Origin of the sequence: Streptomyces kurssanovii, from assembly GCF_040677245.1 — a bacterium.
Classification (GTDB): Bacteria; Actinomycetota; Actinomycetes; order Streptomycetales; family Streptomycetaceae; genus Streptomyces; species Streptomyces kurssanovii.
In genome coordinates this window covers 14,921-27,247 of the sequence record NZ_JBFAQK010000055.1, presented here as the reverse complement: position 1 = coordinate 27,247, position 12,327 = coordinate 14,921, and the positions used below count along the sequence as shown (strand labels likewise).

Annotated in this window: 13 protein-coding genes; 12 read left to right on the top strand and 1 reads right to left on the bottom strand. The window is 71.5% G+C overall.

Translation table 11 applies throughout. The features are described 5' to 3' along the window. Positions 1-5: 5 nt before the first annotated feature. The 11 genes from AB0K36_RS27920 to AB0K36_RS27870 all read left to right on the top strand — a co-directional run bounded on the left by AB0K36_RS27920 (position 6) and on the right by AB0K36_RS27870 (position 10,428). A complete protein-coding gene (locus AB0K36_RS27920; protein ID WP_364599629.1) occupies positions 6-914 on the top strand; it encodes a DMT family transporter in 909 nt (302 codons plus the stop codon). Positions 915-1,005: 91 nt separating this feature from the next. Continuing rightward, positions 1,006-1,215, top strand: a complete 210-nt coding sequence (locus tag AB0K36_RS27915; protein WP_189469862.1) for a Trm112 family protein — start codon at positions 1,006-1,008, stop codon at positions 1,213-1,215. Then, the gene (locus tag AB0K36_RS27910; RefSeq protein ID WP_364599627.1) at positions 1,212-2,006 is read left to right on the top strand and encodes an FkbM family methyltransferase; all 795 of its coding nucleotides are present in this window, start codon (positions 1,212-1,214) and stop codon (positions 2,004-2,006) included. The genes AB0K36_RS27915 and AB0K36_RS27910 overlap by 4 nt, the downstream gene beginning before the upstream one ends. A gap of 52 nt (positions 2,007-2,058) precedes the next feature. Continuing rightward, positions 2,059-2,868, top strand: coding sequence for an alpha/beta fold hydrolase (locus AB0K36_RS27905; protein WP_364599625.1), 810 nt, complete (start codon positions 2,059-2,061; stop codon positions 2,866-2,868). After that, complete coding sequence (locus tag AB0K36_RS27900; protein WP_364599623.1) at positions 2,865-4,145, top strand: PP2C family protein-serine/threonine phosphatase; 1,281 nt, start codon at positions 2,865-2,867, stop codon at positions 4,143-4,145. The genes AB0K36_RS27905 and AB0K36_RS27900 overlap by 4 nt, the downstream gene beginning before the upstream one ends. Positions 4,146-4,388: 243 nt before the next feature. Continuing rightward, the gene (locus AB0K36_RS27895) at positions 4,389-4,883 is read left to right on the top strand and encodes a DUF2617 family protein (protein WP_364599621.1); all 495 of its coding nucleotides are present in this window, start codon (positions 4,389-4,391) and stop codon (positions 4,881-4,883) included. Further along, positions 4,880-5,281, top strand: coding sequence for a DUF4247 domain-containing protein (locus AB0K36_RS27890; RefSeq protein WP_189469873.1), 402 nt, complete (start codon positions 4,880-4,882; stop codon positions 5,279-5,281). Before AB0K36_RS27895 ends, AB0K36_RS27890 begins: the two co-directional genes overlap by 4 nt. A gap of 76 nt (positions 5,282-5,357) precedes the next feature. Beyond that, positions 5,358-5,795, top strand: coding sequence for a DUF350 domain-containing protein (locus AB0K36_RS27885; protein ID WP_005320439.1), 438 nt, complete (start codon positions 5,358-5,360; stop codon positions 5,793-5,795). Between the two features lie 8 nt (positions 5,796-5,803). Beyond that, on the top strand, positions 5,804-7,483 hold the full coding sequence (locus tag AB0K36_RS27880; protein WP_364599619.1) for a polyamine aminopropyltransferase: 1,680 nt from the start codon (positions 5,804-5,806) through the stop codon (positions 7,481-7,483). Between the two features lie 316 nt (positions 7,484-7,799). Next, positions 7,800-8,714, top strand: a complete 915-nt coding sequence (locus tag AB0K36_RS27875) for an AurF N-oxygenase family protein (RefSeq protein WP_364599617.1) — start codon at positions 7,800-7,802, stop codon at positions 8,712-8,714. 64 nt (positions 8,715-8,778) lie between these two features. Then, on the top strand, positions 8,779-10,428 hold the full coding sequence (locus tag AB0K36_RS27870) for an FAD-dependent oxidoreductase (RefSeq protein WP_364599615.1): 1,650 nt from the start codon (positions 8,779-8,781) through the stop codon (positions 10,426-10,428). A gap of 241 nt (positions 10,429-10,669) precedes the next feature. On the opposite strand, the gene AB0K36_RS27865 is transcribed toward AB0K36_RS27870, so the two are convergent. Next, a complete protein-coding gene (locus tag AB0K36_RS27865; RefSeq protein WP_364599613.1) occupies positions 10,670-11,092 on the bottom strand; it encodes a YjbQ family protein in 423 nt (140 codons plus the stop codon). Positions 11,093-11,166: 74 nt separating this feature from the next. On the opposite strand from AB0K36_RS27865, the gene AB0K36_RS27860 reads away from it, so the two are divergent. Further along, positions 11,167-12,249, top strand: coding sequence for an NAD(P)-binding domain-containing protein (locus AB0K36_RS27860; protein WP_364599611.1), 1,083 nt, complete (start codon positions 11,167-11,169; stop codon positions 12,247-12,249). The last annotated feature ends 78 nt before the right edge of the window (positions 12,250-12,327 follow it).

Here is a 12,327-nt window from a genome sequence, read left to right as displayed (position 1 = left end):
CGGCCGTGTGGTGGGGCGTGGGCGCGGCTCTGGTGGCCAACCTGCTGTACAGCGTGGGATTCGTCCTGGAGAAGAAGGCCCTCGGCCGGCTGCCCGCGCTCTCCGCGGGCAGGCCCGTGCACGTCGTCCTGGTGCTGCTGACCAGTCCGGCGTGGATCGCCGGATCGCTGGCACTGGCCGCAGGGTTCGCGGCCCAGCTGATCGTCTACCGGGCGCTGCCGATCGCGGCCGCCCAGGGAATCTTCGTGTCGGGCCTCGTCCTGCTCCTGCTGCTCTCGTCCGCGGTGCTCGGCGAACAGCCGTCGGGCCGCGAACGCTACGCTCTCGGCGCGGTGCTCGTGGCGCTGCTGATGGTCGTCGCCTCCGTCCGGGAGGGCGAGGACACGGTGAGCGGCGGAGCTCCCTGGACGCTGGTGCTGCTGGTGAGCGTGCCGACCCTCGCCGCGGGCGTGTGGCTGTACGGCCGGGTCGAGCAGCGCTCTCGGCAGCGTCACCGGCTGCCGACCAACGGCATCGGCTACGGCGTGGCCGTGGGCCTGCTGTACGGGGTCAGCTCGCTGGCGATCAAGGGCGCGTCGAGCCGGCTGACCACGGCCGACATCGGCGACGCGGCCCACTCGCTGTTCACCTCGCCCTACCCGTACCTGCTGATGTTCACGGCGGCGGCCGGTCTCGTCATGTCGCAGGCGGCGTTGCAGCGTTGCCGCGCCTCCCTCATCGTTCCCGTCTGCACCACGGTGACCTGTCTGTTCACGGCGGTGCTCGGGACGGTCACGTTCGGGGAGCGGCTGCCGGAGGATCCGCTTCTGCTGACACTGCGCGTGGCCGGCACGGCGCTGGCGCTGTCCGTGCTGCTCGCCCTCTCCCGACACGATCCGGCCCCGCGTACGCAGGGGCCGCCCACGGTCACCTGAACCGACCGACCGACCGACCGAACCGACCGAGCCGACCGAACGACCGAACCGACCGAACCGACCGAACCGCCGGAACCGTAAGGACGTTGCCATGGACGCCGACGACCCGCTGCTGCGCATCCTCGCCTGCCCGCTCGACAAGGGACCCCTGACGCTGCTCTCCGGACAGAACATCCTCTACAACCCGAGGCTGCAGCTGAGTTACCCCATCGTGGACGGCATCCCCCAGCTGCTTCCGTCCTCGGGAAGCAGGGTCACGGAGGACGACCACACCCGGTACCTGCGGGCGGCCGCCGAGTGACCACTGTCGCGGCAGCGGTCGCCTCCCGCCTGCCCACCCGCTGGGTCGGCTCCGCCGCCTGCGCCCTCTACCCGCGCTTCGAACCGGAACTGGGCCGGCTCGCCGACTTCTGCCCGCGAGGAGGCACGGCGATCGACATCGGCGGCTGGTACGGCCCCTGGTCCCGCCGGCTGGCCGCCCGCTGCGACCGGGTCGTGACCATGGAACCCGTGCCCCACCTCGCCCGGCATCTGCGGTCGACGCTGCCTCACAACGCCCGGGTCGTGCAGGCGGCCGCCAGCGACCACGAGAGCACCGCCCGGCTGTGGCTGCCTGCGGGCGACCGCGGGGACCGTGGGGTCTCCTCGCTCGCCCGCCGGGACATCCACTCCTACAGCGTGACCGTGCCGGCGGTCACGGTCGACAGCCTCGGCCTGCACGACGTGCGGTTCGTGAAGGTGGACGTGGACGGCGAGGAACTTCCGGCGCTGCTCGGCGCCGCGGGCGTGCTGCAGCGGGACCGCCCCGTGCTCCTCGTCGAGCTGGAGACCCGTATCCGGCCCATCACCCCCGTGATCGCCCTGCTGACCGGCCAGGGCTACCGGGGCTGGGTGCTGGCCGCCCGCTACTGGATGCCGCTGGCCGACTTCGACCTGGCCGGCCACCAGTCGCGGACCGAGCACCTCGTGCACCGGGGGCTGCTGCGCCGGGCCCTGGTGCCCCGGGAAGGCCGGTACATCAATTCGGTGCTCTTCCTGCCGGCGGGACGCGTCCCCGGGGGTGCGTCGGCCCCCGAGCGACCACCCGGATGACCCATACATGACTAAATGCGGGTGTTTGTCGCGTTGATGCGAAGATGTCCGTATGGATGTACGGAACAGGAACCGCGTCACGGTGAGCGGGAAGGCCGACGGTCCGGTGGTGATGCTGGCGCACGGCTTCGGATGCGACCAGAACATGTGGCGTCTGGTCGTACCGGCGCTGGAACGTGACTTCCGGGTCGTGCTCTTCGACCATGTAGGGGCCGGCCGTTCGGACCTGTCGGCGTGGAACGAGGAGCGGTACACCTCGCTGGGCGGCTACGCCGACGATGTGCTGGAGATCTGCCACGAGCTGGACGTGCGTCCGGTCTTCGTCGGACATTCGGTGAGCGCGACGGTCGGTGTGCTGGCGGCCTCGCGGGAACCGGAGCGCTTCGCGGGGCTGGTCCTGCTCACCCCGTCGCCGTGCTACATCGACGATCCCGCGACCGGGTACCGGGGCGGATTCAGCGCCGAGGACATCGACGAGCTGCTGGAGTCGCTGGAATCGAACTATCTGGGCTGGTCGGCGGCGATGGCGCCGGTCATCATGGGCAATCCGGAGCGTCCCGAACTGGGTGAGGAGCTGACCAACAGCTTCTGCCGCACCGACCCGAAGATCGCCCGCGTCTTCGCCCGCGCGACCTTCCTGTCCGACAACCGGGACGACCTCGCCGGGGTGCGTGTTCCGACGCTGATCGCGCAGTGCTCCCAGGACGCGATCGCCCCGCGCGAGGTGGGGGAGTTCGTCCACGCGCAGATCGACGGGAGCGAGCTGGTCACGCTCACCGCGACCGGGCACTGCCCGCAGCTCAGCGCGCCGGAGGCGACCGCCTCGGCGATCGCTTCCTTCGCCGCCGGAGCGGTCCGGTGACGTCCGGGGACGTCCCCCACCGCACACCCGGCCACCCCGGGGACCACGGTCCGGTCCCCGGCGACGAAGAGGACGTCGGCCAGGTCTCCGCGCTGCTGGAGGACAGCGCCGAGGACCTGTACGAGAACGCGCCGTGCGGCTACCTCTCCACCCTGCTGGACGGGCAGATCGCCAAGATCAACCGCACCCTGCTGGACTGGCTGGGCCACCGGCGCGAGGACCTGGTGGGCCGCAAGCGGTTCGCCGACCTGCTCACTGTCGGCGGGAAGCTCTACCACGAGACCCACTTCGCGCCGCTCCTGCGGCTGCAAGGAGAGGTCAGCGGTATCGCGCTGGAGCTGAAGGCCGCCGACGGCGGCCGGCTGCCGGTCCTGGTGACGTCCGCCCTCAAGAGGGACAGCGACGGCCGGCCCCTGCTGATCCGCACCACCGTCTTCGACGCCCGTGACCGCCGCGCCTACGAGACGGAGCTGCTGCGCGCCCGGCAGGAGGCCGACCGGGAACGCGAACGCCTCCAGCGCCTTGCCACCACACTGCAGAGGACGCTGCTGCCTCCCGCGCTGGAGAACGTTCCCGGCCTGGACGTCGCCGCGCACTACCACATCGCCTCGGCCGACGAGGTCGGCGGCGACTTCTACGACCTCTTTCCCCTGACCGCGGGGACGTGGGGGCTGTTCCTGGGAGATGTGTGCGGCAAGGGTGCCGCCGCCGCGGCCGTCACCTCGCTGGCCCGGTACACACTCCGCGCCGCCGCGGTCTACCACCCCGACCCGGCGGCCGTGCTCGGCAACCTCAACACCGTGCTGAACCACGAGTCCCACGGCGACGACCCCCGTTTCTGCACCGTCCTGTACGGCCTGCTCACCCCCGCCGACCGCGGCGGTTTCCACATCACCCTCGCCGGCGGGGGGCATCCGCCGGCGGTGCTGATACGCGCCGACGGCAGCGCCGACTACGTGCCCACCCCCGGCGGACAGTTGCTCGGTGTCGTGGCCGACGCCGACATCGCCACCGCCACCGTCCACCTGGGGCCCGGCGACACTCTGCTGCTCTACACCGACGGCCTCACCGAGGCCCACACCACCATGGCCGGCGGCCGCTACGGCGACGAGGCGCTCCTGGACTTCGCCCGGTCCATCGCCCCGACCACCGCCCGGGCGGCCATCGCGGCGGTGCGGGAACTGCTCGACTCCTTCGACACGGTGGACGACGACACCGCCCTCCTGGCCATCACCGCTCCCCGCCCCGGCAGTGAGGAGGCTCGGGGAGCCGGCTGACGAGCACGCCGAACCGCGCGTGCCCGAGCCGTGAGGAGCCGGCGTTCCCCCGTGACAGCGGCGTCATGACGCTGTGCCATACTCAGCGCGCTCACTGCCCGTCCCGAAGTCGTGGGGAACACCGTTGAAGCCCGACCTCGCCGCCCTCGGCGCCGGACCCGTCGCCGTCCTCCCCACCCGGGCCGGCGCGCGGACACAGAGCCCCCTCCCGGCGGTCGCCGGCGTCCGTGCGGGCAGCGACACGTGAGCGGTATAGAACTGACGACCCCGTATCTGGACACGGACGCGGACCAGCTCTCCTTCACCCTCGGCCGGCCCGCGCGCGAGGCACTGGCCGTACGCGACCTCACCGTCGGCGGTCTCGACGTCCAGCTCAGGCTCCTCGGCGCGTCCCATCAGGTGTTCGCGGGTCCGGTCCGGGAGACCGTGGCCTGCCTGCCCGGCGTCGCCGGGGGTCTGCCAGGGTCCGCGGTGCACGAGTTCGACGAGTGGCACTACCGATTCACCGCCCGCGTCCGGCACTTCACCGCCGCCGGGTTCAGCGAAGAGGTGCACCGGATCCGCGAGCGGTCCGACGACGCCGCCGAGTCGCTGCACGGCATCTTCCCCGGCTCCCCGGAGGCGGTCACCGCGCTGACCGTCGAGCGGCTCAGCACCGGGCTGGGCTGGCGCACTTGGCACACCTACCCGCAGAGCCGCCAGATCGTGGCGACGTACACCCGGCTGGAGGCCCGATGAAGACAGCCCGACTCATCAGCGTGACGATGCTCGCCACGATCGCGCTCACCGCCTGTTCCAGTGAGCCGGACGACGGCAACGACGTGCCGTCCACCTGGATCCGCCAGCAGTACACCAGCAGCGGCGTGGGCTATGTCGACAGCAGCGACACGACGTCCAAGGTCGCGAAGGAGATCGACGGCCACGCCTCGGCCCGTGACCGTATCGACGACTCCGGCAAGGTCTTCCTGCGCTACCGGGACGACATCGTGTCGATCGTCCCGCACAAGAGCGGCAGCCGGATCGAGATAGACGACTACCGCACCGGCTACCACCGCTGGAAGTCCAACATCCGGTCCGTGTGGCCGGACCCGGACAGCAACGAATTCCGCGGCGGCGGCCCCGGATCCGGCAAGTGACCGCCCGCCGCGCCCAGTAGGGCCTCCGGTCCCGCACCCACCCGCACTCTCGACGACGTCCCCGAAAGGCAACCCCGTGGCAGAGATCTTCGAGTCGGCAGGCGTCGCCCTGCTCTACGGTCTGGTCGGCTTCATCGTCATGGCCGTCGGTTTCATCGCCCTGGACCTGGTGACCCCCGGCAAGCTCGTCCATGTGGTGTGGACCGAGCGCAACCGCGGCGCCGCGGTGCTCCTCGCCGGCCAGACGATCGCCATCGGTCTCGTCATCGACCAGTCCATCCGGGCCAGCGAGTCCGAGCAGGGCCTCGGCCTGGGGCTTCTCAGCACACTGCTGTACGGCCTGTCCGGCGTCGTCGTGATGACGTTCATCGCCGTCGTCGTCGGTCTCCTCACGCCCGGCCGACTGGGTCACGCCGTGCTCGACGACAACGGCGACCGCCCCCACCCCGCCGCCTGGGTCCAGGCCGCCATGTACATCGGCACGGCCTTCATGGTCGGCGCCGCGGTCTCCTGAACCGGACGATGGGCACCACCACTTCGGACGACACGGCCGCGGACGAAGCGGCCTCGGCACCGACCGACGCAGCCACCACCGACGCGGACACCGCCGCCGCGGGCGGCCCCCCTGCCGGGGCCGTCGCGGAGACCCCGCCCACTGCCTACTCGCGGGGGTCGCGCTTCCTGCTGCTGTTCGCGGTGTTCCTCTGCGCGGCCTGCGGCCTGGTGTACGAACTGGCGCTGACGGCGCTGGGCAGTTACCTCATCGGCAACTCGGTGATGCAGACCTCCGTGGTCATCTCCGTCATGGTCTTCGCCATGGGCGTCGGCTCACTGGCGGCCAAGCCGCTGCAACGGCGGGCGGTCGGTGCCTTCGCCCTGGTGGAAGGGCTGCTCGCGCTCGTCGGCGGGCTGTCGGTGCTCGTCCTTTACGTGTCGTTCGCCTGGCTGCGGATCTACATGCCGTCGATGGTGGTGGTCACGTTCGCCGTCGGCCTCCTCATCGGGGCCGAGATCCCGCTGCTGATGACGCTGCTCCAGCGGATCAGGCGACAGGAGGCGGGCAGCGCCGTCGCCGACATGTTCGCCGTCGACTACATCGGAGCGCTGGTCGGTGGGCTGTGCTTCCCGCTGCTGCTGCTTCCCGCGTTCGGGCAGCTCAAGGGCGCGCTGGTGGTGGGCGCCGTCAACGCCGTGGCCGGGGTCGTCGTCGTCCTGTGGATCTTCCGCCGGCAGACCCGCCGTGTCGTACGCGTGTCGCTGCTGACCGGCATGGCGGCCGTCCTCGCCGTGCTCGGCACGGTGTACGCGCTGGCGGACGACATCGAGGTTACCGCCAGGCAGCAGCTGTACCGCGACCCGATCGTGCACGCCGAGACCACGCCGTACCAGGACATCGTCGTCACCCGGTCCACCGCCTTCACCGGGGACCCCGACATGCGGCTGTTCCTCAACGGCGATCTGCAGTTCTCCTCCGTGGACGAGTACCGCTACCACGAGGCCCTCGTCCACCCGGCGCTGTCGGGCAGGCGTTCCTCGGTGCTGATCCTCGGCGGCGGCGACGCGCTCGCCCTGCGCGAGGTCCTGCGCTACGACGACGTCGAGGACGTCACGCTGGTCGACCTCGATCCGGCGATGACCAGACTCGCCCGCACCTTCGAGCCGCTGCGTGAGCTGAACCGGGACGCGCTGCGCGACCGCCGGGTCACCGCCGTCAACGCCGACGCCTTCAACTGGCTGCGGGACGCCACACGGCGGTTCGACACCGTCGTCATCGACTTTCCCGACCCGGACAGCGCGGCGCTCGCCAAGCTGTACTCGGTCGAGTTCTACCACCTGCTCAAGCAGGTCCTGAAGCCGGAGAGCCAGGTCATGGTGCAGGGCGGGTCCCCGTTCTTCGCCCCCAAGTCGTACTGGTCGATAGCCGCGACGATCGGCGAGGCCGGATACCGCACCACCGAGTACCAGGTGGACGTCCCGAGCTTCGGCAACTGGGGCTTCATCCTGGCCACTCCCGGCACCGACGGCCCGCCGCCGGCACTGCGCCTGGCCGAACAGGCGCCGCCCCTGCGGTTCCTGGACGACGCCGTCCTCGAGGCCGCCGCCGTCTTCCCGTTGGACCGGCGCCGCCTGGATGTCCGGGCGAGCACGCTGATGGACCCGGTGGTGCTGGAGTACACGCTCAACGAGTGGCAGAACTACTGAGTCCTGCGGCACGCGGGGCAGAGCGGGGCGGGGCATGACAGCCGTCCCGCTCCCTTTTTTCGCGGCACTTCATCTGATTCCGGGCGCCGGACCGCAGCTCGCGCCGGTGACGTCCGCCCGCACCTCTCACCGATTTCGTACTGAGGGGTAGGCCCGTGCCCGCTCTTGCTATACGGTCCGTCTAACAGCTTGCTAGACGCCGCGTCTAACAAGCTGCGGCGGCATCCCTGCGGCGAGGACGGCCGACGGTGCCTGCCGGCCCGCACCCGACAGCGGAACAAGGACCATCACACCACTCGTTGCGAGGAGCCGCACCATGTCCAGCAGCACCCTCCGGCCCAAGGCGCAGGAACGGCCCCACGAGCAGGACGTCGCCCGGCGGTTGCTCGACTCGGCCGCCGTGCTCGCGTACGACCCCGCCGCGGAGGTGGACTGGGAGACGCCGCTGGACAAGGACTTCCACGGCGCGAGTCCCGAGTGGAGCACCCTCTACGGCACCGCGTACTGGAACGAACTGACGGACGCCCAGCGCAAGGAGCTGACGCGGCAGGAGGCCGCGTCCGTGGCCAGCACCGGCATCTGGTTCGAGATGATCCTTCAGCAGATGGTCCTCCGTGACATCTACGCGAAGGACCCGACCGACGCCAGGTTCCAGTGGGCGCTCACCGAGATCGCCGAGGAGTGCCGGCACTCGATCATGTTCGCCCGCGGCGCCCAGAAGCTCGGTGCCCCCGCGTACCGGCCGCACCGCTTCGCGGTCGAACTCGGCCGGCTCTTCAAGACCGTCGCGTTCGGCGAGGCGGCGTACGCCGCGATCCTCGTCGCCGAGGAGGTCCTCGACGTCATGCAGCGCGACTGGATGCGCGACAAGCGGGTGGTGCCGTTCGTCCGGACCATCAACAACATCCATGTCGTCGAGGAGTCCCGTCACATGAAGTTCGCCCGTGACGAGACGCGCAAGCGCCTCCGCGGAGCCGGCCGACTGCGGCGGCAGATCAACGCCTTCGTCGTCGCCATCGCCTCGTACGTCATCGTCACCAGCATGGTGAACAAGAGCGTCTACGCGAACGCCGGGCTCGACGAGGAGCGCGCCATCGGCGAGGCCAGGGCCAACGAGCATCACAAGTCCATGATGCGGTCGAGCTGTTCGGGCCTCATGGAGTTCCTGGCCTCGGCAGGTCTGCTGACCAGGCCCGCCCTGTTCTTCTACAAGCGCGCCCACCTGATCTGACACCACGAGCGACCCGACCCGACGACCCGACCGAACCTGAGCCGAGCCGAGCCGAGTTGACGACATGACCTATGCCATCACGCAGACCTGCTGCAGCGACGCCACCTGCGTCGCCGTGTGCCCGGTCAACTGCATCCACCCGACCCCGGAGGAACGGGCCTTCGGCAGCACGGAGATGCTGTACATCGACCCGAGATCCTGTATCGACTGCGGCGCCTGCGCGGACGCCTGCCCGGTGGACGCGGTCTTCCCCGTGGACAGCCTGTCCGGGTCGCAGCAGGAGTACGCGGCCGTCAACGCGGCCTACTTCGAGGACGGGACGCCCGAACCGGCGGGCGACAGCCCGAACTTCCACGTCTGGGGCGAGCCGGAGTTCAAGCGCGTCCTGCCTGCCGACTTCGCGCCGATCCGGGTCGCGGTCGTCGGCACCGGCCCGGCCGGCATGTACGCGGCGCAGGATCTGCTGCTGCACACCAGTGCCGAGGTGACGCTGGTCGACCGGCTGCCGGTGGCCGGTGGTCTGGTGCGTTACGGCGTGGCACCGGACCATCCCGCGACCAAGAAGGTCGGTGACACCTTCGGGCGCTTCCACACGCATCCGCGGGTGCGGATGCACCTGGGCGTCGAGGTCGGCAAGGACATCACGGCGGAGGAACTCGCCGCGCACCACGACGCGGTGATCTACGCGGTCGGCGCCTCGACCGACCGCCGGCTCGGGATCGCGGGAGAGGACCTGCCCGGCAGCATCTCCGCGACGGCGTTCGTCGCCTGGTACAACGCCCACCCGGAGGTCGCGGCGGACGCCGTCGACCTGTCGGCCGAGCGCGTCGTCGTGGTCGGCAACGGCAACGTGGCCCTCGACGTCGCCCGGATCCTGGTCAGTGACCCGGAGACGCTGGCCGGCACCGACATCGCCGACCACGCGCTGGCCGCCCTGCGCGCCGGGAAGGTGCGTGAGGTGGTGCTCCTCGGCCGCCGCGGCCCCTCGGACGCTGCGTACACCAGGTCGGAACTGCTCGCTCTCAAGCACCTGCCCGGCGTGGAACTGGTCGTGGACGACCACGATCCCCGGATCGGCGCGGACATCGAGAGCGCCGGGGCCGGGGACAAGGCGGCCGATCTGAAGGGCGTCACCCGCCGCGAGACGGACTGGTCCCTTCCGCCTGCCCCGGGACGGCGGATCGTGTTCCGCTTCCACTCGGCACCGTCGGAGGTGCTCGGCGAGGACACCGTGCGTGCCGTACGCACCACGGGGACGCCGGAAGCGCGGGAGATACCCGCGGGCATGCTGCTGCGGGCCGTCGGCTACCGGGGCGCGCCGATCACCGGCCTGCCCTTCGACGAGGCCACCGGCACCGTGCCGCACGAGAACGGCCGCGTGACGGGGATGCCGGGGACGTACGTCGTGGGCTGGATCAAGCGCGGGCCGTCCGGCGGCATCGGCGCGAACCGTTCGTGCGCCGCCGAGACGGTCGGCACGCTCCTCGCCGACGCCGTCGCCGGCACGCTGCCCGCACCCTCGTCGCCGGCGAAGGCGTTCCAGCGGCTGGTGCGCGGCCGCAACCGCCAGGTCGTCGACGCATCGGGTCTGGCGGCGATCGAGCGGGCCGAGGTCGCCCGAGGCCTGCGGGAGGGCAGACCGCGGGTCAAGCTGACCACGGTCGCCGAGCTGGTGAAGTCGGCGAGGTCCGGCCGCCGGCTGCTGCCACGCTGACGGGGCGCGGCGCCGCCGGCTGCTACCGGGGCGACCCGCGCCTCCCCGGAGGCCGGGCGGCCGGGCGCGCCGATCCCGAGGAGCGGGCCGCGCCCCTCGGGATCGGCCGTGCGCCAGGGTTCCGCGCATCCAGGGGACGGCCGTGCGGCCCCGGGCCGGCGCGACGGCGGACGGCTCCCGGGGCATGCGCTGCGCGACGGGCGGACCGCTCCCCGGGGCGGGCGCCCGGGGCCCGGCCGGGTCAGCCCAGGAAGCTCAGCCTGACCCGGCGGTCCGGGTTGTCCTTGTTGGTGTCGACGAGGCACACGGACTGCCAGGTGCCGAGTTCCAGCCAGCCGCCGACCACGGGAAGCGTCGCGTGCGGCGGGACCAGGGCGGGCAGCACATGGTCCCTGCCGTGGCCGGGGCTGCCGTGCCGGTGCTGCCATCGGTCGTCGGCCGGGAGCAGGGTGTGCAGCGTGGTCAGCAGGTCGTCGTCGCTGCCCGCCCCGGTCTCGATCAGGGCGATACCGGCGGTGGCGTGCGGGACGAAGATGTTGAGCAGGCCGTCGGCACCGTCCGCGTTCTCCCTGAGGAAGCGCTCGCACTCCCCCGTCAGGTCGGTGACCGCCTCGTCGGAGCCGGTGCTGATGGTCACGGTCGTGGTGGTGAAGGTTCCGGGCATGACCCCATCTTCTCGTCCGCCGGCCGGTGGAGCCCTGCGGGAAGATCCGCGCCGTCCGCCCTGTTGGTAGAAACGTGAACGACTTGGTGGCTCGTGAAGTGGACGTGGTGGTCGTCGGGGCGGGGCAGGCGGGCCTGTCCGCCGCGTATCACCTGCGGCGCGCCGGCCTGCTGCCGGACCGCGACTTCGTCGTGCTCGACCACGCTCCGCGCCCCGGTGGCGCCTGGCAGTTCCGCTGGCCCTCACTCACCTACGGCAAGGTGCACGGTATGCACGCGCTGCCGGGCATGGAGCTGACCGGCGCGGACGACGATCGGCCCTCCGCGGAGGTGATCGGCACGTACTTCGCCGACTACGAGCGGCGTTTCGGCCTAGGGGTTCACCGGCCCGTCGCGGTCGCGGCCGTCCGGGAGGGGGACGGCGGACGGCTGTCGGTGGAGACCTCCGAAGGGATCTGGTCGACGCGCGCGCTCATCAACGCGACGGGAACCTGGGACCGCCCGTTCTGGCCGCGCTACCCGGGCCAGGAGACGTTCCGCGGGCGGCAGTTGCACACCGCGGACTACCGCGGCCCCGACGAGTTCGCGGGGAAGCGGGTGATCGTCGTCGGCGGCGGAGCGTCCGGGACCCAGCATCTGATGGAGCTGGCGGAGGTGGCGGCGGGGACGACATGGGTGACACGGCGGCCACCGGTGTTCCGGGACGGCCCGTTCGACGAGGACGCGGGACGGGCGGCCGTCGCGATGGTCGAGGAGCGCGTACGGCGCGGACTGCCGCCGCGGAGTGTCGTCTCCGTCACCGGTCTGCCGCTGACCGACGCGATCCGGCAGGCCCGACGCACCGGGGTGCTCGACCGGTTGCCGATGTTCCAGCGGATCACACCGTCCGGAGTCGCCTGGGACGACGGCCGGAGCGTCGAAGCCGATGTGATCCTCTGGGCCACCGGCTTCCGGGCGGCGATCGACCATCTCGCGCCGCTGCGCCTGCGCGAGCCGGGCGGCGGAATCCGGGTGGAGGGCACCCGCGCGGTGCGCGACGCCCGCGTGCACCTCGTCGGCTACGGCCCCTCCGCCTCCACGATCGGCGCGAACCGCGCCGGGCGGGCCGCCGTACGGGAGATCACCCGGCTGCTGGAGAAGGAACCGGCACCCGTCTGACCGGCGTACGCCCTGATGCGGGACGCACGCCCTGCTGTTCCGGCGCACGCATGACAGCCGCCCTGACGACCGAGGCAC

Coding starts and splice junctions, on each gene's coding strand:
- AB0K36_RS27865 (WP_364599613.1), bottom strand. CDS start 11,092: ATGCCCGGAACCTTCACCACCACGACCGTGACCATCAGCACCGGCTCC.
- AB0K36_RS27890 (WP_189469873.1), top strand. CDS start 4,880: ATGAAGACAGCCCGACTCATCAGCGTGACGATGCTCGCCACGATCGCG.
- AB0K36_RS27880 (WP_364599619.1), top strand. CDS start 5,804: ATGGGCACCACCACTTCGGACGACACGGCCGCGGACGAAGCGGCCTCG.
- AB0K36_RS27875 (WP_364599617.1), top strand. CDS start 7,800: ATGTCCAGCAGCACCCTCCGGCCCAAGGCGCAGGAACGGCCCCACGAG.
- AB0K36_RS27915 (WP_189469862.1), top strand. CDS start 1,006: ATGGACGCCGACGACCCGCTGCTGCGCATCCTCGCCTGCCCGCTCGAC.
- AB0K36_RS27905 (WP_364599625.1), top strand. CDS start 2,059: ATGGATGTACGGAACAGGAACCGCGTCACGGTGAGCGGGAAGGCCGAC.
- AB0K36_RS27870 (WP_364599615.1), top strand. CDS start 8,779: ATGACCTATGCCATCACGCAGACCTGCTGCAGCGACGCCACCTGCGTC.